Raw genomic sequence first — 24,224 nt, 5'->3', positions numbered from 1 at the left:
CCGACGCATCAGGGCTCGCGCAGCAGCAGCGCGACCGGCAGGCCGCCCAGCACTTCGCGCAGCCGCAGGCGGCCCATGGGCGCGTCGATGACATGGCCGGTCAGGGCATCGGTCCAGCGGCTCGGTTGCGGCGCACCGACGTTGAGCGTGGTATCACCCCAGGCCGCTTGCGGAATGCGCGGCAGGGCGGGATCGACGCGCGCGGCGGCAAGCCGGGTCACCACGGTGATGGCCTGGCGCCCGTCGGCGCTGCGCGCGAACGCCAGCACCTGCGGCACCAGCGCGCCCTGCGCGGCCAGCATGCTGTATTGGCCGTCGGCGAACAGCGCCGCATGCGCGCGGCGCACCGCCAGCACCTGGCGCACCAGCTGCTGCTTGATGCGGCCGTCGCGCCAGTGCGCCAGCCAGTGGGCCCAGCCCGCGCTGCAACTCAGCCGTGCCTGCAGCCGCGCGTAGTCGGGCGGGCGCCGGTTGTCGGGATCGACCAGGCTCAGGTCCCAGCCTTCGCAGCCCTGGTAGCGGTCGGGGATGCCGGGCGCGGTCAGTTGCACCAGCACCTGCGCCAGGCTGTTCAGGGCCCCGGCCGCGGCAATGCGCTGCGCGAACTGGCCGATCTGCGCCAGCACACTGCCGGCTCCGCCCGCTGGCGCGTGTGCGGAGAGGCCGCGCAGGAAGGCCTCGCATGCAGCTTCGTAGTCGGTGTCGGGGCAGGTCCAGTTGCCATGGCGCTTGGCTTCGCGGATGGCCTTGCGCTGCCACGCGCCCACGCGCTCCAGCAAGGGCTGCGCGGCCCCGCCATCGTCGGCAAGGCTCAGGTCCTCCATCGGCCAGGCGCCGACCAGGGTCTGGTACAGCATCAGCCGGTCGCCGGGGTCGGGCGCTTGCGGCAAGGTCGCCAGCAGCGATGCCGAGGCAGCCTCCCACGCGGCCACGGCATCGGCCCACGCGCATGGCACCTCGCTCAGCACCGCCAGACGCATGCGCGCGTCTTCGCCACGCTTGTGGTCGTGGGTCGCCGTGGCGAGCATGGCATAGGGACAGGCCAGCCGCCGCGCCGCCATGCGTGCGTGGAACTGCGCGGGCGGCATCGCCAGCCGGGCCGGATCGCTGCCGACTTCGTTGCGCGACAGCAGCCGGCCGTAGCGGTAGAACGCGGTGTCCTCGCCGGCCTTCGCCGCCAGCGCGGGCATCAACTGCTGCAGCCGGCGGCGCAGCGCGCCGGTCTCGCTGTCGGCCGGCGCGGCGGTGCGCAGGCAGCCGCCGATAAAGGCCAGCGCCACCGCTTCGTCGGGCGCCAGGCCGGCGCGCGCGGCCCGCATGGCTTGTTCGAGCATGGCATCATCGGCATGCGCCGCGGCCGTATCGCGTTCGGCCGGACGCGCGTCGAAGTAGCTGCGATACACCGGCACTGCGGCCATCAGCGCGGCCAGCGCGTGCCGCAGCGCGGCCCGGGTCAGGTCGCGCGTGCCGGGCTCCTGCTCGGCGCAGTCGCGCAGGCAGGCGGCGGCGCCTTCGAATTCCGTCACCAGGTGCCGCTCCAGCACCTGGCGCCGCGCGGCCTCGACCTGCCCGGGAAAGTCGCGCGCATCGCCGCTGACCGCGGCCCACAGCGTGTCCAGCGCCGCCTCGCCGTCGCCGTCATGCAGCACCGCGGCGACCTCGTCCATGAAGTCATAGCCGGTGGTGCCATGCACCTGCCAGTCCGGCGCCAGGCGCTCGCGCGGGCCCAGGATCTTCTCGACCACCAGCCACGGACGCTCCAGCCGCAGCGTGGGCGGGCGGGCGGCGGCATGGCGGTCCAGTTCGGCGCGCAGCCGGCGGCAGTAGCCGGCGGGATCGGCCAGGCCGTCGACGTGGTCCACGCGCACGCCGTCGATCCAGCCTTCGCGCAGCAGGCGCAGGACCAGCGCATGAACCGCGTCGAACACCCGCTCGTCCTCCTCGCGCACGCCCACCAGGTCGCTGATCTCGAAGAAGCGGCGCCAGTTCTGCGCGGCGGCCGCGGTGCGCCACCAGGCCAGCCGGTAGTGCTGGCGTTCCAGCAAGGCATGGAGCCGGCCGCGGCCCTCGGCATGCGTGGCGTCGTACCAGGCCGCGCCGTCGCGCTCGGCTTCGGTGTCGACGCTGCCCGGTGCCAGCGGCAGCGTGTGGTCGAAATAGCGCAGATGGGCGGGGGCATCGTCGCTGGCCGGGACCCAGCGCAGTTCGCCGGCCACCACGGTGTCCCAGTACGACTGCCCCAGCATCGGCAGCAGCACCTTGCCGTGCAGCGCGGGGTCGCGCGGGGTCCAGTCGATGTCGAAGGTGGCCGCGTAAGGGCTGCCGCGGCCATGCGCCAGCACGTCGCGCCACCAGCCGTTGTGGGTGGGATCGGCGGCCATATGGTTGGGCACGATGTCGACGACCAGGCCGAGGCCGGCGTCGCGGGCGCGTGCGGCCAGCGCTTTCAGGCCGGGCTCGCCGCCCAGCTCGTCGCGCACAGCGGTGAAATCGGTGACGTCATAGCCATGGGTGGAGCCGGGCCGCGCGCCGCAGATGGGCGAAAGGTAGAGGTGGCTGACGCCCAGCGCGGCGTAGTAGCCGACCACGGCGGCGGCATCGGCAAAGGTGAAGCCGGGGTGCAGCTGCAGCCGGGCGGTTGCGCGCGGCAGCGCTTGCGGCGCGCCGTCAGGCATCATCGCGCGCGGGCCGCGGCGGGCTCGCACACGGTAGCCACGCACGAGCGCTGCGGCAGCAGGCCGGCCGACAGGGCCGCGGCCGCGCCGGCGCTGCTTTCATGCAGCGCGGTGCTGCGGTCGTGGCATGGCCGCGTGCAGGGCACGGCTTCGTCGCCCAGGTTGAGCCACAGGCTCAGCTCCACGCCGTCCATCAGCCGCCAGCGCGCGCACAGCGCCGCCGGCCCCAGCACGTCGACGCCGGCGCTCTGGCAGCCGGCCAGCCGGTGCAGCAGTTCGCGCCGCCGCACGGCCAGCAGTTCGCGGTAGTACGGCGTCCAGTCGCCGTCATCGTCCAGTTGCGGGCGCGAGGCTTCGAACGTGGCCGGGTCGTTGGGATCGGGGATGGCCGCCGCGCGGGCGTCGTCGCGGAACGCGGCGGTCGCGGCGAACTCGCGCCGGCGCCCGTCACGCACCGCGCGCGCCAGTTCGGGCGGATGGCTGGTGAAATACAGGAACGGCCGCGCGCTGCCGGTTTCCTCGCCCATGAACACCAGCGGCACCTGCGGGCACAGCAACTGCAAGGCGATGGCGGCGCGCAGCGCGTCGCGCCCGGCCAGTTGCGCCAGCCGTTCGCCGAGCGCGCGGTTGCCGGTCTGGTCGTGGTTCTGCAGGAAGCAGACAAAGGCCGTGGGCGGCAGGTGCGCGCTGGGCTGGCCGCGCCGCACGCCCTCCGCCACCGCGGGCAGCGCGGCCGAGCGGAACGCCGAGCGTTCGCCCTGGTAGGCAAAGCCTTCGCCCAGCACGCGCGCGAGGTGGCGCAGCGCAGGCGCGCCGCGCCCGGCGGCAGCGCTGTCGCCATTACCGCCATCGCTGGTATCCGGCGCCGCGCTGTAGTCGCGGTAGTAGCCATCGTCCTCGCCGGTCAGCAGCACGTGCAGCGCGTGGTGCGCGTCGTCGTTCCACTGCGCATCGTAGCCTGCCGCCAGCAGCGCGGCATCGTTGTTGTCGTTCTCCAGCACCAGGTGCAGATGGCGACGCGGGTCATCGCCGTCGGCCAGCGCGGTGCGCAGTTCGCCCGGCAGCGCCGCCAGCCAGCCTTCGTCCTCGATCGCATGCACGGCGTCCAGGCGCAGGCCGTCGAAGCGGAACTGCTCGAGCCAGTAGCGCGCGTTCTCGGTAAAGAAGCGCCGCACCTGCGGCCGGCGGAAATCGATGGCCGGCCCCCATGGGGTCTGGCGGTCCGTGCGGAAAAAGGCGCTGGCATAGCGGTGCAGGTAGTTGCCTTCCGGGCCGAAATGGTTGTAGACCACGTCGAGCAGCACCATCATGCCGAGCTGGTGGGCGCGGTCGACCAGTGCGCGCAGTTCGTCGGGCGTGCCGTAGCCGGACTCCGGCGCAAACGGCAGCACGCCGTCATAGCCCCAGTTGCGCGTGCCGGGAAACTCGGCGACCGGCATCAGCTCGACCGCGGTGAAGCCCAGCGCCGCGAGCCGCGGCAGTTGCTGCGCGGCGCCCGCGTAGCCGCCGCACAGGCCGACGTGCATTTCATAGACGATGGCTTCGTGCCAGGGGCGGCCGCGCCAGTCCGGGCAGGTCCACGCAAACGCGCTGGCGGGGTCCCGTGCCGGCACGATGCTGGGGCCGTGGACATCGTCGGCCTGCCAGCGCGAGGCCGGGTCCGGCACGGTGGTGCCGTCGTCGAGCCGGAACCAGTAGCGCGCGCCCGCGCAGCCCGGCACGACTGCCTCGAACCAGCCGTTGGCGCCGCATGCCATCGGCACCGGCCCCAGCCCGGCGATCTCCACGCGCACCGCCTGGCCCTGTTCGGCGGCGTCGGGCGCCCACAGCCGGAAGCGTACCTGTCCGTCCGGCAGCCAGGCCGGACCGAACAGGTAGTCCTGGGAGGGTTCGTCGTGGGAGCGGAAGGCGGATGCCGAAGGCGCGGCAAAGCAGTCGAACGGCGCCAGCGGCGGCACCGCGGAGCGGGTGCCGGGGGCGAGGAGAAAGGGGTCGGCGTTCAAATTCGGCTCCTGCCTTCTGGGGGAATAGGATCCTTGCGCAATGCGAACTCCATGCCAGCAGAACGGCGCATTCGCGGCGCCACCGGCAAGCTCGCAGCGCAGCGCGGCGCGGGCTTTGTTACCTGTGGCATTGTAGAAACTACGCTACGCCTTGCGCCCATGCCACCAGCGCGCCAAGGGGTCCCCGCCTCAGGCTGCGCGCGGCCCGCTCGCGCCGGCCTCCACCTGCCAGGGTGCGCCGCTGGCGCGGTGCAGCAGCCGCACCGGCACCGGCGCGACATGCCAGACGCGCTCGCAGTATTCGCGGATGGCCCGGTCCGACGAAAAGCGCCCCGAGCGCGCGCACGACAGCACCGACATGCGCTGCCAGCGCGCCTGGTCGGCATACGCGGCCGACACCTGCTGCTGGCAATCGATATAGGCGGCGAAGTCCGCCATCAGCAGGTAGGGATCGTGCCCATGCTGGGGCTCGAACAACGGGCGGAACAGGCCGGGCTCGCCGCGCGAGAAGAAGCCCTGCTGCACCAGGTCGATCACCGCGCGCAGCTGCGGGTTGCTGTGGTAATACGCCGCCGGGTCGTAGCCGCTGTCGCGCAGCGCATAGACCTCGGGCGCAGTCAGGCCGAACGGGAAGAAGTTGTCATGGCCAACCGCTTCGCGCAGTTCGATATTGGCGCCGTCCATGGTGCCGATATTCAGCGCGCCGTTCATCGCGAATTTCATGTTGCCGGTGCCGGAGGCTTCCTTGCCGGCCAGCGAGATCTGCTCGGCCAGGTCCGCCGCCGGGTAGATGCGCTGGCCGTAGGTGACGTTGAAGTTGGGCAGGAACACCACCTTGAGCCGGTCGCGCACCTGCGGGTCGCGGTTGACCACGTCGGCCACCGAGGTGATGAAGCGGATCATCAGCTTGGCATAGGCATAGCCGGGCGCGGCCTTGCCGCCGAACAGGAAGGTGCGCGGCTGGATCTGCGCGCCGGGGTCGGACTTGATGCGGTGGTACAGCGCGATCACATGCAGCACCGCAAGGTGCTGGCGCTTGTATTCGTGGATGCGCTTGACCATCACGTCGAACATCGACGACGGGTCGATCACCACGCCGGTGGTGTCGCGCACCAGTTGCGCCAGGTCGGTCTTGTTGGCCAGCCGCGCGGCCTGCCAGGCATCGCGGAAGCCGGCGTCTTCGGCATGCGGCTCCAGCGCGCGCAGCTGCTCGAGGTCAGAGATCCAGCCATCGCCGATCGCATCGGATACCAGCCGCGTCAGCCGCGGGTTGGACAGCGCCAGCCAGCGCCGCGGCGTCACGCCGTTGGTGATGCTGGTGAACTTCTCGGGCCACATCTCGTAGAAGTCCTTCAGCACATCCTCGCGCATCAGGCGCGAGTGCAGCTCGGCCACGCCATTGACGGCATGGCTGCCCACGCACGCCAGGTTGGCCATGCGCACATGGCGCTGGCCATGCTCGTCGATCAGCGACAGCCGCGCCAGCCGCGATTCGTCGCCGTAGAAGCGGATCCGCACCTCGTCCAGGAAGCGCGCGTTGATCTCCAGGATGATCTCGAGATGGCGCGGCAGCACCCGCCCGAACAGCGGCAGCGGCCACTGCTCCAGCGCCTCGGGCAGCAGCGTGTGGTTGGTATAGGCGAAGGCGTTCTCGGTGATGTGCCAGGCCTCGTTCCAGGGCAGGTCGTGCTCGTCGACCAGCAGCCGCATCAGTTCGGCAATGCCCACGGCGGGGTGGGTGTCATTGAGCTGCACCGCGAACTTCTCGTGGAAGCGCGTCACCGGAATGCCGTCGACCGCAAGCAGCCGCAGCATGTCCTGCAGCGAGCAGGCGACGAAGAAATACTGCTGCTCGAGCCGCAGTTCCTTGCCCTGCGAGGTTTCGTCGTTGGGGTAGAGCACCTTGGTCAGGTTCTCGGAGGTCACCTTCTTGCTGACGGCGCCAAGGTAGTCGCCGCGGTTGAAGGTATGGAAGTCGAACGCCTCGGTCGCGTCGGCACGCCACAGCCGCAGCGTGTTCACGGTGTTGACGCGGTAGCCCAGGATCGGCGAATCGAACGGCACGCCGACCACGGTCTTGGCCGGCACCCAGCGCACGCGGTAGTGGCCGCGGTCGTCGGTGTAGTGCTCGGTGTGCCCGCCCAGGCGCACCTGCACCGCCCATTCGGAGCGCTGGATTTCCCACGGGTTGCCGTTGCGCAGCCAGGTATCGGTCTTCTCCACCTGCATGCCGTCCATGATGGTCTGCTGGAAGATGCCGTACTCGTAGCGGATGCCATAGCCCAGCGCGGGAATCTCCAGCGTCGCCAGCGAATCCATGAAGCACGCCGCCAGCCGGCCCAGGCCGCCGTTGCCGAGGCCCGGCTCGACTTCCTGGTCGAGAATGCGGGCGAGGTCGAGTCCGGCCGCCTCCATGGCCTCGCAGACCTCTTCGAAGATGCCCAGGTTGATCAGGTTGTTGCCCAGGTGCGGACCCATCAGGAATTCGGCGGACAGGTAGGCCACCGTGCGCGAGGGCTGGCCCAGGTAGGCTTCGGCGGTGCTGATCCAGCGCTGCACCAGGCGGTCGCGCACGGTATGCGCGGCGGCCTGGTAAAGGTCGTTCTGGCTGGCGTGACCGGGCAGCTTGCCCTGGGTGTGGAACAGGTGGTCCAGAAAGGCCTGGCGCAGGCTGGCGCCGGACAGGGCGGTGCGGGTGTCATCGGCATGCTCGGGCCGGACGGCTTCGTTCATGGCGGGGCTCCTGCGCGTGGGGGGTGGGTCAAGCTTAGCGGATCGAAAGGCGGTTGCACGATCGATGCGAATGGCGGTTCCGGACACGGCACATTGGCGGTGGCGGTGGGACTTGTAGCCCTCATCGCTGCGCCGGCGGATGGCGTGCGCCGGGACGGATGCCTTGCCATGCGTCGGCGCGCGCGCGCAGCGCCGGGGTGCCGAACCACGCACGCACCTCGGTATCGAGCCGGCGCTGCCAGTTGGGATGGCCGCTGGTGGTGCCCGGCAGGTTGGGCTGCTCGGGCAGGCCGAGCAAGTCTTCCACGGGCAGCAGCCGCAATGCGGTGCGCGCCGTGCCCAGCCAGGCCAGCACCGCGTCCAGCGGGGCGTGGTCGGGCGCGGGCACGGCGCCGCTGCATAGCCCGGCCTCGCACAAGGCCTGCCAGAGCGCTACGCGCTCGCGCGCGCGGCCGGCCTGCGCGTGCGCCAGGGTTTCGCCCGGCGCCAGCAGTTGCAGCCGGTCGCGCCACGCCAGGTCCTGGCCGGCCCACCAGCCGGCGACGGTGGGCAGGTCATGTGTGGTAGTGGTGGCGACGGCATCCGCGGGCCAGTCTTGCGGCGGCAGGAAGGCGGCTGTGCCTGCCTCCTGGCCGGCCAGGTCGGCGGTCTCTTCCGTTGCCTCATCCCGTGCGTCGTCCTGCGCCTGCGCTTCGCGCTGGAACCACAGCACGTCGATGCCCAGCACGCCGCGCGCCGACAGTGCCGCATTCAGTTCCGGCGGCACCGTGCCGAGGTTCTCGCCGATGATGATGGCGCGATGCCGCCACGACTCCAGCGCCACCAGCCGCAGCAAGTCCTGCAGCGGATAGCGCAGGTAAGCGCCGTCGCTGGCGGGCGCGCCGGCCGGCACCAGCCACATGCGCGCCAGGCCCAGCACGTGGTCGATGCGCAGTCCGCCCGCGTGCGACAGGTTGGCGCGCAGCATCTCCAGGAACGCCGCGTAGCCGTGCCGGCGCAGCCCGCGCGGCGAGAACACCGCCACGCCCCAGTCCTGCCCGAGCGGGTTGTACAGGTCCGGCGGCGCGCCGGCATGGAAGCCGGCCAGGGTTTCGGGCTGCCGCGTCCAGGCCTGGCTGCCGCCCGGGTCGGCGCCCACTGCAAGGTCGCGGATGATGCCGATGGCCATGCCGGCGTCCCGCGCCGCCCGCTGCGCCCGTGCCAGGCCATCATCGGCCAGCCATTGCACGAAGGCGTGGAAGCCCACGTCGTCGGCATGAGCCTGCGCGAAGGCGGTCACCGCGGCATCCGCCGGCGAGCGCAGCGTGACCGGCCAGCAGCGCCAGTCCGGCGCGGCCCGTTGGTTGTTGACGTTGCCGTTGGCACTGTCGCCGAGCCGGCGCGCCTGGATCGCCTCATAGCAGGCATGCGCATGCAGCGCGGTGCCGCCGCGCGCGCGGAAGGCGGCATAGTCGTCCAGCGCCGCGCGCGGCAGCAGGGACTCGCGCCGCTGCCACAGCCAGCGCAGGATGGCGTAGCGCAGCGGCGCCAGCGCGATCCAGTCGATCTCGCTGCGGGCGTCGAGCGCCTGCAGCGTGGCGCCCGCGTCCAGGCCGGCGATGGCGGCATCCACCGCGGCCTGGCCGAACACCGTGGCAGGGTCGGCATAGAGCGGGTTCAGGAACAGCCGGCTGGACGGCGCATACGGGCTGTAGCGCTCGGGCAGCGCGGCGAAGGGCGCATGCAGTGGGTTGATGGCGATGGCGTCCGCGCCAGCGCGGGCGGCGCTGGCGCAGCCTTCGGCCAGCGCGGTCAGGTCGCCCATGCCGCAGGCCGCGCCGCGCCGCAGGCTGTAGAGCTGCACCGCCAGGCCCCACGGCGACGTGCGCGCGCCTTCGCCGTCGCCCTTGCCGCGGCCGGCATGCCGCAGCGCGTCGGCGACGCCGTAGCAGCGCCGCGGCGCCACCGCCAGCGTGGCATGGCCATCACCCAGGTCCAGCCGGTGGTAGCCGCAGACATCGATGGCGGGCAAGTGCATCAGCGCGGCGTCGGCACCCGCGCCGCGCACCGCGGTGCCGGCAATGATCGCGCCGTCTTCCAGCGTCACCCGGTAGGCGCGCTGCGGCAGGGTATGCGGCCACGGCACCGCGACCGGCTGGCCGCGCTCGGCCGTCACCAGCGGCGGCAGCGCATGCGCCGCGTCGTCGGCGGCCAGCCACGCGTGCGAGGCGGCGCACTGGCCGGGGCTGCCGCAGGGCAGGCCCAGTCCTTCCAGCACGCGCCGCAAGGCCGCGTCGCCGACCGCGCGCGGCTGGTCCCAGGCATCGGTCCAGTGCGGCAGCAGGCCGGCGCGCAGCGCGAGCGCCTGCAGCGGCGAGGGCGCGCCAGCGCGGCTCATGCGTGGTCCTCCCGCGGCGTGGGGGCCCGCGCGGCCAGCAGCACCAGCGAGTGGGCGGCGACCGCCTGGGACTCGTGCACCTGTGCGCCAGCCAGCTCGGCATCGCTGGCGTCGGGCCGACTGCTGTCGAACAGCAGGGACCATGGCAGCGCGGGCTCGGGCAACTGGAAGGTGGCATCGCTGTCGCCGGCGTTGAGCAGCAGCAGGGTCACCTGCACCGCGCGCGCATCGCCGGGCGCCGCCTGCGCCAGCGTACCCAGCATCGGGCGCTCCGGCTGCGGCGGGGCGGCTGCGCGCCGCAGCGCCAGCGTGCGGATTTCCGGATCGGCCCATTCCTCGGGCGTGGGGGGCTTGCCGTCGGTGTCGAACCAGGCGATGTCGGCGATGCCCGGCGCCGGTTCTTCGCGCCCGTGGGCAAAGCGGTCGCCGCTCAGCGCATGGAGCCTGCGCCGCAGCGCCAGCAGCCGGCGCACCATCTGCTGCATCGGCTGCGCGCCGGGCGCCTGGGCCTGCTTCCAGTCCAGCCACGACAGCTCGTTGTCCTGGCAGTAGGCGTTGTTGTTGCCGGCCTGGCTGCGGCCCCATTCGTCGCCGGCGGTCAGCATCGGCGTGCCTTGCGCCAGCAGCAGCGTGGCCATCAGCGCCTGCGCCACGCGGTTGCGGCGCAGCAGGATGTCGGGGTCGTCGGTGGGGCCTTCGACGCTGCCGTCCGGGCTCCAGTTGGCGCTGGCGTTGTCGTCGGTGCCGTCGCGGTTGTCTTCGCCGTTGGCCTCGTTGTGCTTGGCGCTGTAGCTGACCAGGTCGGCCAGGGTGAAGCCATCGTGCGCGGTAATGAAGTTGATGCTGGCCCACGGGCGCCGGCGGCGGCGGTCGAACAGGTCGGCCGAGGCCGCCAGCCGCGCCGCCATCTCGCCGCGGTGCCCGGCGTCGCCGCGCCAGAAGCGGCGGCTGACGTCGCGGAACTTGTCGTTCCACTCGGCAAAGCCGGGCGGATGGTTGCCCAGCTGGTAGCCGCCGGGGCCCAGGTCCCAGGGCTCGGAGATCAGCTTGACACGGCTCAGCACCGGATCCTGCATCAGCGCATCGAAGAAGCCCGAGCCCGCGTCGAAGCCGTTGCCTTCGCGTCCGAGCGTGCTGCCCAGGTCGAAGCGGAAGCCATCGACGTGGTAGCAATGCACCCAGTAGCGCAGCGAGTCCAGCACCATCTGCAGCACGCGCGGGTGCGACAGGTTGAGCGTGTTGCCGCAGCCGGTGTCGTTGATGTAGTGGCGCTCGTCGCCGGGCATCAGCCGGTAGTAGCTGGCGTTGTCGAGTCCGCGCCAGGACACCGTCGGCCCCAGTTCGTTGCCTTCGCAGGTGTGGTTGTAGACCACGTCGAGGATCACTTCGATGCCGGCGGCATGCAGGCGCCGCATTGCCACCTTGCATTCCTGCAGCTGCCCGGTGCCGAGGTAGGCCGGCTCGGGAGCGAAGAAGGACATCGTGTTGTAGCCCCAGTAGTTGCGCAGGCCGCGCTCCAGCAGGAAGCGGTCCTGCAGGATGGCGTGCACCGGCAGCAGTTCGACGGTGGTCACGCCCAGCTGCACCAGGTGGTCGATAAAGCGCGGGTCGCACAGCGCGGCGAAGGTTCCGCGCAGGTTGGGCAGCACGTCGTCGCGCAGCATCGACAGGCCGCGCAGGTGGGCCTCGTAGATGACCGTGGCGGGCCAGGGCACGGCCGGCGGCCGGTCGTCGCCCCAGTGGAAGCTTTCGTCCACCACCACTGCCTTGGGCATGGTCGGCGCGCTGTCGCGGCGGTCCGGCGTGAGGTCGGCGCGCGCGCTTTGCAGCCGGTAGCCGAACAGCGCGTCGGACCAGCGCACCGGGCCGCTCAGCTGGCGCGCATACGGGTCCAGCAACAGCTTGTGCGGGTTGAAGCGGTGCCCGCGGCCGGGGTCGTAAGGGCCATGCGCACGATAGCCATACAGCGTGCCCAGCGCCGCGTTGGGCAGGTAGCCATGCCAGATCTCGTCGGTGCATTCCGGCAGCGAAAGCCGGGCCAGTTCCTTGCGGCCGTTGTCGGAGAACAGGCACAGCTCGATGCGCGAGGCGTGCGCCGAGAACACCGCGAAATTGACCCCAAGCCCATCCCAGTGGGCGCCCAGCGGAAACGGCTTGCCGGGCAGCAGCCGGTCAGCGAACTGGCGCGTCATGTCATGGCGCCTTCGCTGCCGTCAACCTGGTCGAAGCGCAGCACCAGCGTGGCCAGCGGCGGCAGCGTCAGCGCCAGCGAAGCCGGCTGCCCGTGCGAAGGCACGTCGATGGCCGTCACGGCGCCGCCGTTGCCGACGTTGCTGCCGCCGTACACGTCAGCATCGGTATTCAGGCTTTCCCGCCACGTGCCGGCATAAGGCACGCCGATACGGTACCCCTGGCGCGGCACCGGCGTCATGTTGACCACCGCCAGCACTACCTCGCGGCTGTTCGCCCCCGCGCGGCGCAGCCAGGCGAACACGCTGTTGTGGTTGTCGTCGCCGACCACCCACTGGAAGCCTTCGGGGCTGTGGTCCAGCGCATGCAGCGCGGGCAGTTCGCGGTAGAGCCGGTTCAGGTCGCGCACCAGCGTGTGCATGCCGCGGTGCATGGGCTGGTCCAGCAACGGCCAGTCGAGTTCGGCGTCGTGGTTCCATTCCTGCCACTGCGCCAGCTCGCCGCCCATGAACAGCAGTTTCTTGCCGGGATGCGTCCACATGAAGCCGTAATAGGCGCGCAGGCCGGCAAAGCGCTGCCACTCGTCGCCCGGCACCTTGCCGATCATCGAGCCCTTGCCGTGCACCACCTCGTCGTGCGACAGCGGCAGCACGAAGGCTTCGGACCAGGCGTAGACCAGGCCGAAGGTCATGTTCTGGTGGTGCCAGGCGCGGTGGACCGGCTCGTGGCCAAGATACTTCAGGGTGTCATGCATCCAGCCCATGTTCCACTTGAAGTCGAAGCCGAGCCCGCCGCTGGCCACGCCGGCGGTCACGCCGGGCCACGCGGTGGACTCTTCGGCGATGGTCAGCGCGCCGGGGCAGCGTTCATGGACCACCGCGTTGAGTTCGCGCAGGAAGTCCACGGCTTCGAGGTTCTCGCGGCCGCCGAAACGGTTCGGCACCCACTGGCCGGGCTCGCGGCTGTAGTCGCGGTAAAGCATGGAGGCGACCGCATCGACGCGCAGGCCGTCGGCGTGGAAGTGCTCGAGCCAGTGCAGCGCGCCGGCGAGCAGGAAGCCGCGCACTTCGTTGCGGCCCAGGTTGTAGATCAGCGTGTTCCAGTCCTGGTGGAAGCCTTCGCGCGGGTCCTGGTGCTCGTACAGCGCGGTGCCGTCGAACTGCGCCAGCCCGTGCGGATCGGTGGGGAAATGCGCCGGCACCCAGTCCAGGATCACGCCGATGCCGGCCTGGTGGCAGCGGTCGATGAAGGCGGCAAAGGCCTGCGGCGGTCCCAGCCGCGCGGTGGGCGCGTACAGCGACAGCGGCTGGTAGCCCCACGAACCGCCGAACGGGTGCTCGGTGATGGGCAGCAGCTCGATATGGGTGAAGCCCAGCTCCTGCACGTAGGGCACCAGCCGGTCGGCCAGGATGTTCCAGCCGTGCTGCGCATCGTTGGCCGCGCGCAGCCACGACAGCACGTGGACCTCGTAGACCGACATCGGCGTGCGGTACGGGTCGCGCTGCTGGCGGCGGGCCATCCAGTCGTCGTCGTGCCAGGTGAACGGGGGCGCGCCCTGGCCGGGGCCGGTCACCACCGAGGCGGTGGCGGGCGGCGGTTCGGCGGCCAGCGCCAGCGGGTCGGCCTTGTCGGGCAGCTCGGTGCCGCGCGGATCGAGCAGGTCGTACTTGTAGCGGCTGCCGGGCTGCGCACCCAGCGCGGCAGGGACGAACAACTCCCAGATGCCGCTGGGATGGCGCAGCCGCATCGGATGCCGCGCCGGGTGCCAGCCGTTGAAGTCGGCGATCACCGAAACCCGCCGCGCATTCGGCGCCCACACCGCGAAGCGCACGCCGTCGATGCCGTCCACGCGCTGGCATTGCGCGCCCAGGCAGGCGCCCAGCTCGAAGTGCCGGCCTTCGGCGATCAGGTGCAGGTCCAGCTCGCCCAGCAGCAGGCCGAAGGCGTAGGGGTCGGCGCTGCACTGCTCGGTGCCGTCGGACCATTGCACGCGCAGCCGGTAGGCCGCGGCGCCGTTTGCGGCCGCGCGCGGCAAGCGGGCAGCGAACACGCCGCCGCCATGCAGCCGCTCCATCTCCGCCAGCGGCGCGCCGCCGGCATCGGCCAGCTGCACCGACGCCGCCCCCGGCAGGCAGGCGCGCACCAGGGTGGCGTCGCCATCCGGATGCGGCCCCAGCACGCCGAACGGATCGGGATGGCGGCCGCCCAGCAGGGCGTCGAGTTCATGGCCGGGCAGCGTGCCGACGGCGGTGCTGGCGGGAGCGCTCATGCCGGTTCTCCGGTCGGCACCAGCTTGCGCAGCAGGCGGGCCAGCCCGCTGGCCGGCAGGTCGATCCAGGCGACCCGGTTGGCGGCTTCGTATTCGACTTCATACGCCGCGCGTTCCAGCAGGAACAGGTCGAGCAGGGGCTGCAGCTGGTCGGGCGCCACCCAGGGCACGGGCGCGGCCTCCATGTGCTGCCGGTAGCAGTTCAGGAAGGCCTCGTTGGCGGTGGTGCGGAAGCGCTCCAGCAGCACCGCGCGCCGTTCCGCCAGCTGCGGTGGCAGTTCGCTGTGGGTGCGTTCGCTGCGGTCGGTGCCGACCGTGGCCGCGGCATAGTCGAGCGAGCGCAGCAGCCCTGCCACGTCGCGCAGCGGCGAGGTCTTGCGCCGGCGCCAGTCCAGCGGCAGGCCCGGCTCGCCTTCGAAGTCCACCAGGTAGGTGTCGTTCTGCGCGATCAGCACCTGCCCCAGGTGGAAGTCGCCGTGGATGCGGGTCTGCAAGCTGCCAGGCGCCGCGGCGGCGAGCTGCTCGACCAGCCCGGGCAGCGCATCGCCCGCGGCCATCAGGGTTTGCACATCGGCCTCGAAGGCCGGGCTGGCGGTCTCGGTGGCGGACGGTGCCTGCAGCCGGCTCAGGGCGCGCTGCAACGCTTCCATCGCCTGCGCGGCCCAGGCGCGCGCATCGTCGTCGGTGGCGGGCAGCGGCGCGAAGGCATCGTCGTCGCTGGGGCGCGCCAGTACCGCGTGCAGTTCGGCCAGCCGTCGCCCGAGCGTGCCGGCCAGCGCGGCGTAGCCGTTCATGGCCTCGGCGAACTCGTCCTCGCTGTCCTGCGACGGCAGCGCATCGTCGATGGCGCGGCCCAGGTAATCGAGGGTCCAGTCCCAGCCGTTGCCCTGGTTCAGGATATAGCCCTGCAGCAGCATCATGGTATGCGGCACGCCGTCCGGCCCGGTGCGCACCACCTCGCCCAGCAGCGCCGCGGCGTGGGCATAGCGCTGCGCGGTCAGGTAGCGCGTCATCTCGGCTTCGGGGTGGATGCCGCCCGAGAGCCGGCGCACCAGCTTGAGCACGGCGGTGTTGTTGTACGACAGCGAGCTGTTGGACTGCTCGGCCGACATGTACTCGATCGGGTCGCGCTCCAGTTCCAGCGCGGCCAGCCCGGGCTCGGCGCGGAAGTGGATCACGTCGGGCCCGGCGTGCACCCGCAGGTCGTTGCGCAGGGCGCGCACCACCTCGCGCGCGAACGGTTCGACCACGAAGCCGTCGGTGGCCAGCCCGACGCGGCTGCCCTGGCGCACGCGCGCCATCGACAGCCCGTGCGCCAGCTGCGAGACGCCGTCGGCGCTTTCGCGGTCCCACAGGATGCCCACCGGCAGCTGGTAGCGCTCGGTGCGCCCGGGCAGGCCCACCTCGACCTCGCCCAGGTAGATGTCCTCGCCGCCGCTGCCGCGCGCAAACGGCAGCAGGTAGGCCAGCGCGACGCGCTCGATGCGCTCGTGCTTGGCGCCGAACCAGCGGCGCCGGCCGATGTAGTGCGGCAGCACCTCGCTGGCCATCAGCCGGCGCGAGGCTTCGGTCAGCTCGGGCCGGCCCGTGTTCTGCATCACGAGGGTGATCTGGTCTGGCATTTGTTCGGGCGCCTCCACGTGCCACGACGGCGGCTGCGCCTCGTCGCTGAGCACGAACCAGTAGAAGCCATAGGGCGGCAGCGTCAGCAGGTAGGTCAGCGTGCCGATCGCCGGGAACGGCGTCGCGCCCATCATCTCCACCGGCACGCGGCCGTTGAACGCGGACAGGTCGAGCTCCACCGCCTGCGGCGCGCGCGACAGGTTGGCCACGCACAGGATGTGCTCGCCTTCGAACTCGCGCAGGTACGCCAGGATCTTGCGGTTGCCGGGAAACAGGAAGCGCAGCGTGCCGCGGCCGAAGGCGCGGTGCTTGCGCCGCAGCGCCAGCATGCGCCGCATCCAGTTCAGCAGCGAATGCGGATCGCGCGCCTGGGCCTCGACATTGACCGCCTCGTAGCCGTACAGCGGGCCCTGCAACGGCGGCAGCACCAGGCGCTCGGGATCGGCATGCGAGAAGCCGCCGTTGCGGTCGGGCGACCACTGCATCGGCGTGCGCACGCCGTCGCGGTCGCCGAGGTGGATGTTGTCGCCCATGCCGATCTCGTCGCCGTAGTAGATCACCGGCGTGCCCGGCATCGAGAACAGCAGGCTGTTCATCAGCTCGATGCGGCGCCGGTCGCGTTCCATCAGCGGCGCCAGGCGGCGGCGGATGCCCAGGTTGATGCGCGCGCGCCGGTCGGTGGCGTAGACCTCCCACAGGTAGTCGCGCTCGCTGCTGGTCACCATCTCCAGCGTCAGTTCGTCATGGTTGCGCAGGAAGATCGCCCACTGGCAGTTGGGCGGCACCTCCGGCGTCTGGCGCATGATGTCGGTGATCGGGAAGCGGTCCTCGCGCGCGATCGCCATGTACATGCGCGGCATCAGCGGGAAATGGAACGCCATGTGGCATTCGTCGCCTTCCGGGTCGGGCCCGGTCAGGCCGAAGTACTGCTGCGCGTCCTCCGGCCACATATTGGCCTCGGCCAGCAGCATGCGGCCGGGGAAGTGCTGGTCCAGGTGCGAGCGGATGCTGCGGATGACGGCGTGGGTCTCGGGCAGGTTCTCGTTGCTGGTGCCTTCGCGCTCGACCAGGTAGGGCACCGCGTCCAGGCGCAGGCCGTCGACCCCCATGTCGAGCCAGAAGCGCATCACCGACAGCACTTCGTTGAGCACCTGCGGGTTGTCGAAGTTCAGGTCCGGCTGGTGCGAGTAAAAGCGGTGCCAGAAATACGCGCCCGCCACCGGATCCCAGCTCCAGTTGGACTTTTCGGTATCGCAGAAGATGATGCGCGTGTCGGCGTAGGCCTGGTCATGGTCGGACCACACGTAATAGCGGCGCGCCGCGGAGCCGGGCTTGGCCTTGCGCGCGCGCTGGAACCACGGATGCTGGTCCGAGGTGTGGTTGATCACCAGCTCGGTGATCACGCGCAGGCCGCGCGCGTGCGCCGCGGCGATAAAGCGCCGCGCGTCGGCCAGCGTGCCGTAGTCGGGGTGGACGTTGCGGTAGTCGGCGATGTCGTAGCCGTCATCGCGGCGCGGCGACGGATAGAACGGCAGCAGCCATACCGTGTCGACGCCCAGGTTGACCAGGTAGTCGAGCTTGCCGAGCAGGCCGGCGAAGTCGCCCACGCCATCGCCATTGGCGTCGAAGAAGGACTTGATGTGCAGCTGGTAGATGACCGCATCCTTGTACCAGAGCGGGTCGGCGTTGAGCAGGGCGGCGCTGGCGGTTTCGGTAAGGCGTTTCATCCGTGTCTCCACGTATGCCTGTCAGGCGCCGTGCGGGTCGGTCGAGACCGGCGCAGCAGGTGGGCGGGGGGCGGGACGTTCCAGCGGCTGCGCATGCCAGACCGCGAACGGCAGCTGCGCCGGGTCGAGGCGGATGCGCTGGTGCTTGCCGCGCAGCTCGAAGCGCTGGCCGCGCATCAGGTCCTGCACCGCGAGGCCGGCCTGGTCGGGCAGGCCCCATTCCCACAGCGGGATTTCGATATCGGCATCGTGCGCGGTGCGCGGGTCGAGGTTGATCGCCACCAGCAGCACGTCGTCGCCGAACAGATAATCGGTGCCCGGCACGAAGCGCGCGAACCACAGCACCGCGTCGCTGCCGGCATGGTAGAAGCGCAGTCCCAGGTGGTTCTGCAGCGCGGGGTGGCCGGCCCGGATCTCGTTGAGGCGCGAGATCTCGGCGACGATATTGCCGGGCTGCTGCCAGTCGCGCACGCGCAGCTGGTATTTCTCGGAGTCCAGGTATTCCTCGCGCACCTTGCCGTCGAGCACGAAGGGCGCGCTCTCGCACAGTTCGAAGCCGCTGTACATGCCCCACAGCCCGGACAGCAGCGTCGCCAGCGCCGCGCGGATCAGGAACGCGGGCCGGCCGCCGTGATGCAGGAAGTAGGGGTTGATGTCGGGCGTGTTGACGAAGAAATGCGGCCGGAAGAAGTCGCGCAGCGGGCTCTGCGTCAGTTCGGTCAGGTACTCAGTCAGTTCCCACTTGGTGTTGCGCCAGGTGAAGTAGGTGTACGACTGGCTGAAGCCCAGCTTGGCCAGCCGCGCCATCATCTTGGGCCGGGTGAAGGCCTCGGCCAGGAAGATGGTGTCGGGATGGCGCGCGCGCACGTCGGCGATCATCCATTCCCAGAACGGCAGCGGCTTGGTGTGCGGGTTGTCGACGCGGAAGATGCGGATGCCGTGGTCGGCCCAGAACATCACCACGTCGCGCAGTGCCTGCCACAGCGCGGCACCGGCCGGCGCCGCGGCGTAGAAGTCGACGTTGACGATGTCCTCGTACTTCTTTGGCGGGTTCTCGGCGTAGCGCAGCGAGCCGTCGGGCCGGTGCGCGAACCACTCCGGATGGTCCCGCAGCCACGGATGGTCGGGCGAGCACTGGATCGCGAAGTCCAGCGCCAGCTCCAGGCCGTTGGCGGCGGCGGCGTCGATCAGCCGGCTGAAGTCCTCGAACGTGCCCAGCTCCGGATGCAGCGCATCGTGGCCGCCTTCCGCGCCGCCGATGGCATAGGGGCTGCCCGGGTCGCCCGGCTCGCTGCGCAGGCTGTTGTTGCGTCCCTTGCGATGGGTGCGGCCGATCGGGTGGATCGGCGGGAAGTACAGCACGTCGAAGCCCATCGCGCGGATCGCGGGCAGGCGCGCGATGACGTCATCGAAGGTGCCATGGCGCTGCGCGTCGTTGCTTTGCGAGCGCGGAAACAGCTCGTACCAGCTGGCGAAGCGCGCCGCCAGCCGGTCGGCCTCGACCGGCATCGCCACCGGATGGCGCGACGCGAACGGGCGTCCGGCCGGGGTCTGCATCACGGCCTGCATGGCTGCGGCGGTGCGCTCGGACAGCAGCAGCTGCAGGCGCCGTTCGTCATCGCCGGCGGTGGCGGTCAGTTCGTCGACGATGGCGGACAGTTCGCTGTCGGCGGTCTTCTGGTTGCCTTTCTTGCCGGTTTTCCTGCCGTTGCCCGCTTTTCCATTCGCGGTCGGCCGCAGCAGCGCATCCGCCACCAGCCGCGCGCCTTCCTCGGTCTCGAGCGCGACGTTGAGTCCGGCCGCGCGCTTCTTGCCGATTTCGTCGAGCCAGCTGGCGTAGGTGTCGCGCCAGGCCTCGACCGTGAATTCATGCCGGCCCAGCGCCACCAGCGGGAAGCTGCCTTCCCAGCGGTCATTGATGCCTGGCAGCATCGGTGTCTCGTGCCAGTCGGTCTCGCCCGGCGCGCGCCATAACACCGCGGCGGCAAGCTTGTCGTGGCCATCCATCCAGATATCGGCGCTGACGGCGACACGCTCGCCCACCACCCGGCGCACCGCGAAACGGCCGGCGTCGCAGGCGGGCTCGACCTGTTCGATGGCGATGCGCGGCGCCTCCATGGCGGCGACCACGCTGCCCAGGCCGGTGACCGCCAGGGTTTCGTGGCCGTGCGGCGCGGTCGCGTCGGGCCGCGGCATGCCGGGCCGGCTCAGCGGCACCGGCGGCACTTCGTATAGGCGGATGTCGGCCGGCGCCAGCGTGATGCTGGACAGCGCATCGAGCCGGCTGGTGCCGTCAAGCGTGCCGCCAGGGCCGCCCGCAGCGGGCTCCAGGCGGGCGCTGGCATGCGGCATGGCACTGAGCACGCGGTCGGCACCGAGGCTGGCCGGCTCCATCGGATCGGGATTGAGCACCACCGCCAGTGCGGGGCCCGCGTCGGGCACGGCCGGGTCATCGCGGCGGGGCGCGGCATCGGGCCCATTGCCATGGCCGTCGGGGGTGGGCAGGCGCGCCAGCACGGTCAGCGGCGCGTCGGGGCCGCTCAGCAGGCGCACCGCCAGGGCCGGCGCGGGGTCGCGCGCCGCCAGCCAGGTATTGGCTTCCAGCACTTCGTGGGTAATGTCGTAGGGCACGCCGTCATGCACGTGGCCGTCCGGCGCCAGCGGATCGCGCGCGTGCGCGCCGCCGGTCTCGAATCCCGCCGGCACCAGGATGCCGTCGCCGATCGCCGCGGCAGTCCACAGCGCGCGCCGCGCGCTGAGCGCGTCATGGCGCGCCGGCGCCAGCGCCGGCGCCGCCAGCACCCGGCCGAGGCGGCGCAGCCGCGCCATTTCCTCGGTCAGCCAGGCGCTGCGGTAGTCCCACCACGGCAGCGAGCAGAAGGCGCCGTCGAAGCCGGCGGGCGCCAGCTCGTCCAGTTGTGCCGGCGTCAGCCCCGGGGTCCAGGCGAGGAAGCGCGGCGTGCCGCGCGCCGTTTCCGGCACCGCATCGCCACGCAAGGTCGCCAGCAGTGCGGCCCAGCACTGGCCCGGCACGCGTGCCGGCGCACGGCAGCAAAAGCCGGCCGCGCCGGCGGCCCACGCCAGGCGCAGCCGCGCCGCCCACCATTGCACCAGCGCCTCGGCGATCTGCCGGTCATGCCAGCGCAGGCGCGAGCCGGGGATGTGGTTGTCGGTTTCATGCGGCGCGAAGGCGGGCGCCGCGGTGTCGATCCAGGCCGCATCGGGAAGATCGTCGGTCCCGGCGGCGCCGTCCGCCATATAACGGTCGAGTGATATATCGAGCAGAGGGGCCAGTCCATGCCGGGCGCACGCCGCGAGCGTGTCGTCCTCAGGCAGGTGCGGCCAGCCGCCGATCAATACGTGGTCGAACCCCAGTGCCGCCACACGCTGCAGCGCATGCTGATCGGCTTCGGGCGTTCCGGTCAGGTCGATCTGGCAGATCCGCACATGTCCTCCCGGTGTTTCGCTCCGGCGGAGCAACAAAAATCCCGGAGCGGCGCCTTGCGGCCTGCCGCCGGGATGGCTCTGCCATGCGAAGTGCGTGCCAGCGCGCCCGCGCGCCGCGACGGGCCGGTTCGCCCAAGCACCGCAAGGGCGTGCGGCGCGGCAGCGCATGTGCCGATCCGGCAACGCCTTGTAAAAAGTACTGGTGGCCGCCGCGCCGATGGAAATAACGCGCAAGCCCGCACGGCCGCTGCCGGCCGGTGCGCGCGCCGGTATGGTTCTTGCCCCTTTGAGCCCATGCGTGCCATCGCCGGCACGTGGCAAGCCATCTAAGGAGACCCATGGATCAGTGGCTGGAGGCGGCGCAATGGCCGGCAATGGTGGTGACGGTAGTGGCGACCTGGCTGGTCGGTTCGCGCTCGATCGCGCGGCGGCGTGCCGGCTTCTGGGTGTTCCTGGCCAGCAACGTGCTGTGGATTGCGTGGGGCTGGCACGGCGAAGCCCATGCGCTGATCGTGCTGCAGCTGGCGCTGATCGCCATGAACCTGCGTGGCATGCGCGAGGCGCGCAAGGCGTGGCGGGCCGCCGCGCAGCACGCCTTCGCCGCAGCTGGCGCCAGGCCGGGCCAGCCGCTATCCTTGGACCAGTCCGGCGTGCGCAACATGTCCGGCGCCAACGCGCAACCGCCGGCAGCCGCCGGCTCCGATCGGTGACTTCACGGTCCGCCCGCGGACCAGGGCAGGTGTGCCATGGCGAAGAAAAAAATCCTGTTGCTGAACGCGCTGATCGCGGCCTCCCGCGAGGGCGAACTGGGCTGCCGCCGCGCTGCCATCGCGGCGGCCAACCCGCATCTCAAGTCCGTGCTCACCAGCCGCGCCAATGCGTTCGCGCAGGCCGCGCATGAGTTGCAGGCGTGCCTGCTCGACCTGGGCGAGGTGCCGGAGGCATTGCCACCGGCCCCCGGGACGACACAAGGGATGGGCAAGCACAGGTCGGACCGTTCCATCGTGCAGGCCATCAGCAAGCGCGAGCATGCGGTGCAGCGTCGCTATGCGCGGGCGCTGCGCACGCATGTGCTGGGCTCGCGCCTGCGCGCCGTGGTGCGCAGGCAGTATCGCGGCGTGCAGGTGAACCACGAGCTGTTCCGGGTGCTGCGACAGCAGTACCGCGCGCCGCAAGAGCGGCCGTAGCCGGCGCGCATCGGGCCACAGCACTGCCATGCCGGCCGACCTCCCTGCCTTCGAACATGCCGCCCGGCTCGTGCTGATGTACGGGCTGGTGCCGCTGTGGCTGCTGGCGGGCGTGGGGGACTGGCTCTGCCACCGGGCCACGCAGATCGAACGCAACGCCGGCGTCACCGAATCGCTGCTGCACATGCTGATGCTGGCCGAAGTCGGGCTGCCGCTGCTGCTGGTGCTGTTCCTGGAGGTCAACGCGCTGGTGATCGCGGTGGTGCTGGCGGCGCTGGTCATCCACGAGCTCACCGCATGGTGGGATGTGCATTACGCCAGCAGGCGCCGCCATATCGCACCGGTCGAGCAGCACATGCACAGCCTGCTGGAAGTCCTGCCGCTGGCCGCGGCGTCGTATGTGGTGGTGTTGCACTGGGGCCAGTTTCTGGCCTTGTTCGGGCGCGGCTCCGAGCCGGCGCGGATGGCGCTGGCGTTGAAGGCAGAGCCGCTGCCGCCGGCCTATCTGGCCGGCCTGCTGGTGGCGGTGGTGCTGCTGGCGGGGCTCCCTTACCTGGAGGAGCTATGGCGCTGCGTGCGCTGGCGCCGGCGTGAACGCGAGGCGCTGCTGGCGCAGGCGACGCGGGCCATGCGCGGCGGCGGCTAGCCTGGCGCGACGCCCGTTAACGCGATAGTCCGTTGCGTTGCGGGCGCTGCAGGCGAGCAGCCGGCGCGCACGGCGCGCCGCGTGTTTTCAGGATTGATCGGGCGCTTACTGCTTGGGCGCCGGATCCGGCGAATCGCCCTTGGGGCCGCTCGGCGCATCGGCGGTCGGTGCGGCGGGCGCGCCTTGCTCGCGCGGCTTCTTGCTGGGCGCGGTGTTCGAGGCCTTGTCCGACTTCGACTTCGATTTCTTCATAGTGTCCTTGGCGCCGGGGGCGGAAGCGGAGCCCATGTCGGTAGCGGCCGGCTGGTTGCGCGAGGCCGGAGGCGAACCTTCGATCGGCGGCACGCTGGGGTTCGGCACGTTCGGCGACGCCGGGGCTTGTTGGGCAAAGGCCGGCAGGCAGAGCGCGGTGCCGACGACCAGTGCCGTGGTAGCGAGAGTGCGTTTCATGATGGTCTCCGTTGCAAGACTACGTCGGTCGGGCCCAGGGCCCTCGGGATTGCCGGCATGCCGTTTCGGCACGCCGGCGATTCATGTGCGCGGCTCGCGGCCTTGCCCGCTGCGCGTCAGTTCGTGGTAATGGCAGATGCGTGCCAGCGCCCAGTCGGCGGCCGCTTCGCGCACGGCATTGCGCGCGCCGGCAAAGCGGCGTGTCTCGGTAAATGCCGCAATCCCTTCCGCATGCGATACCACGTCGTGCGCGGCATGGCCGTGGCGACGGAACACCCACGCAAAGCATTGCGTGCCGGCGGGGATATCGCCGTCGCCGCCGCCATCGGCAACGCCGGTGTTGGCGATCGCCAGGTCCGCGCCGGTCAGTTGCATGGCGCCGCGCGCCATCGCCAGCGAGACGGCCTCGCTGGTCAGGCCATGGCGCCGGATGGTCTCCGCCGGGACTTGCAGCAGCTGTTCCTTGGCGGACGGCGAGTACGCCACGATCGCGCAGCGCAACACATCGCCGCAACCCGGCACCTCGGCGATGCGCGAGGCGATCAGGCCGGCGGTGCAGGATTCCGCCGTGACCACGCGCAGCCTATGGCGCAGCAGATAGCGCGCGATGCCGACGTTGTTGCTGCCGTCAGCACCACCGTGGCTTATCGCACTCACTCGCATGCTCTCCATCGCGGTATCCGCAGTCGATTTCCCGCAGGGCGGCAGGTTCCGTGCCAGCAAGTGGCTAGTGCACGCGCGGCGCTGCAGGGACAGCAAGCGCCCGCTGGCGGCAGCGGCGGGTGCTAATGCGGGGAAAAATGTACATGCAGCGCCGGAGCGCGCCTGTAAAAGCTGCGCGCCGCGCGCGGCGCACACCTTGCGCGGTGGTGGCGCTCATCTTGCATGTCCGGTGCG

Annotated in this window: 13 protein-coding genes; 3 read left to right on the top strand and 10 right to left on the bottom strand. The window is 71.1% G+C overall.

The annotated features are described in order from the left end of the window. Nucleotides 1-8: 8 nt before the first annotated feature. From treY to MKD38_RS16820, 8 genes are all read right to left on the bottom strand, one after another. Nucleotides 9-2,678 carry a malto-oligosyltrehalose synthase gene (gene treY, locus MKD38_RS16855; protein ID WP_252678513.1) on the bottom strand — a complete coding sequence of 890 codons (2,670 nt, stop codon included), beginning with the start codon at nucleotides 2,676-2,678 and terminating at the stop codon, nucleotides 9-11. After that, nucleotides 2,675-4,678: a malto-oligosyltrehalose trehalohydrolase gene (locus MKD38_RS16850; RefSeq protein ID WP_252678422.1), complete on the bottom strand. Its 2,004-nt coding sequence runs from the start codon at nucleotides 4,676-4,678 to the stop codon at nucleotides 2,675-2,677. The genes treY and MKD38_RS16850 overlap by 4 nt, the downstream gene beginning before the upstream one ends. A 189-nt stretch (nucleotides 4,679-4,867) precedes the next feature. Then, nucleotides 4,868-7,411, bottom strand: a complete 2,544-nt coding sequence (locus tag MKD38_RS16845) for a glycogen/starch/alpha-glucan phosphorylase (RefSeq protein WP_252678420.1) — start codon at nucleotides 7,409-7,411, stop codon at nucleotides 4,868-4,870. A gap of 121 nt (nucleotides 7,412-7,532) precedes the next feature. Further along, nucleotides 7,533-9,788, bottom strand: coding sequence for a 4-alpha-glucanotransferase (malQ, locus tag MKD38_RS16840; protein WP_252678418.1), 2,256 nt, complete (start codon nucleotides 9,786-9,788; stop codon nucleotides 7,533-7,535). Further along, the gene (gene glgX / locus MKD38_RS16835; protein ID WP_252678416.1) at nucleotides 9,785-11,980 is read right to left on the bottom strand and encodes a glycogen debranching protein GlgX; all 2,196 of its coding nucleotides are present in this window, start codon (nucleotides 11,978-11,980) and stop codon (nucleotides 9,785-9,787) included. The genes malQ and glgX overlap by 4 nt, the downstream gene beginning before the upstream one ends. Next, nucleotides 11,977-14,247 carry a 1,4-alpha-glucan branching protein GlgB gene (glgB, locus tag MKD38_RS16830; RefSeq protein WP_252678414.1) on the bottom strand — a complete coding sequence of 757 codons (2,271 nt, stop codon included), beginning with the start codon at nucleotides 14,245-14,247 and terminating at the stop codon, nucleotides 11,977-11,979. Before glgB ends, glgX begins: the two co-directional genes overlap by 4 nt. Continuing rightward, entirely contained in the window at nucleotides 14,244-17,597 is a 3,354-nt protein-coding gene (treS, locus tag MKD38_RS16825; RefSeq protein WP_252678413.1) for a maltose alpha-D-glucosyltransferase, read from the bottom strand. The genes glgB and treS overlap by 4 nt, the downstream gene beginning before the upstream one ends. Before the next feature lie 21 nt (nucleotides 17,598-17,618). Further along, nucleotides 17,619-21,044 carry a maltotransferase domain-containing protein gene (locus tag MKD38_RS16820; protein ID WP_252678412.1) on the bottom strand — a complete coding sequence of 1,142 codons (3,426 nt, stop codon included), beginning with the start codon at nucleotides 21,042-21,044 and terminating at the stop codon, nucleotides 17,619-17,621. A 338-nt stretch (nucleotides 21,045-21,382) separates the two neighbouring features. Here MKD38_RS16820 and MKD38_RS16815 point away from each other — a divergent pair, with 338 nt between their 5' ends. Genes MKD38_RS16815 through MKD38_RS16805 form a run of 3 tightly spaced genes read left to right on the top strand, consistent with a single transcriptional unit; the run spans nucleotide 21,383 to nucleotide 22,877 of the window. Continuing rightward, a complete protein-coding gene (locus tag MKD38_RS16815) occupies nucleotides 21,383-21,754 on the top strand; it encodes a hypothetical protein (protein ID WP_252678411.1) in 372 nt (123 codons plus the stop codon). Nucleotides 21,755-21,790: 36 nt separating this feature from the next. Next, nucleotides 21,791-22,231 (top strand): PA2169 family four-helix-bundle protein, encoded by a 441-nt coding sequence (locus MKD38_RS16810; RefSeq protein WP_252678410.1) that lies wholly within the window; start codon nucleotides 21,791-21,793, stop codon nucleotides 22,229-22,231. 28 nt (nucleotides 22,232-22,259) lie between these two features. Next, on the top strand, nucleotides 22,260-22,877 hold the full coding sequence (locus MKD38_RS16805) for a diguanylate cyclase (RefSeq protein WP_252678409.1): 618 nt from the start codon (nucleotides 22,260-22,262) through the stop codon (nucleotides 22,875-22,877). 105 nt (nucleotides 22,878-22,982) lie between these two features. On the opposite strand, the gene MKD38_RS16800 is transcribed toward MKD38_RS16805, so the two are convergent. After that, nucleotides 22,983-23,327: a hypothetical protein gene (locus MKD38_RS16800; RefSeq protein ID WP_252678408.1), complete on the bottom strand. Its 345-nt coding sequence runs from the start codon at nucleotides 23,325-23,327 to the stop codon at nucleotides 22,983-22,985. An 81-nt stretch (nucleotides 23,328-23,408) separates the two neighbouring features. After that, complete coding sequence (locus MKD38_RS16795; RefSeq protein WP_252678511.1) at nucleotides 23,409-23,975, bottom strand: CinA family protein; 567 nt, start codon at nucleotides 23,973-23,975, stop codon at nucleotides 23,409-23,411. Between the last annotated feature and the right edge of the window lie 249 nt (nucleotides 23,976-24,224).

Origin of the sequence: Cupriavidus sp. WGlv3 (assembly GCF_023952475.1) — a bacterium.
Classification (GTDB): Bacteria; Pseudomonadota; Gammaproteobacteria; order Burkholderiales; family Burkholderiaceae; genus Cupriavidus; species Cupriavidus phytorum.
This window is presented reverse-complemented; position numbering and strand designations above follow the sequence as displayed.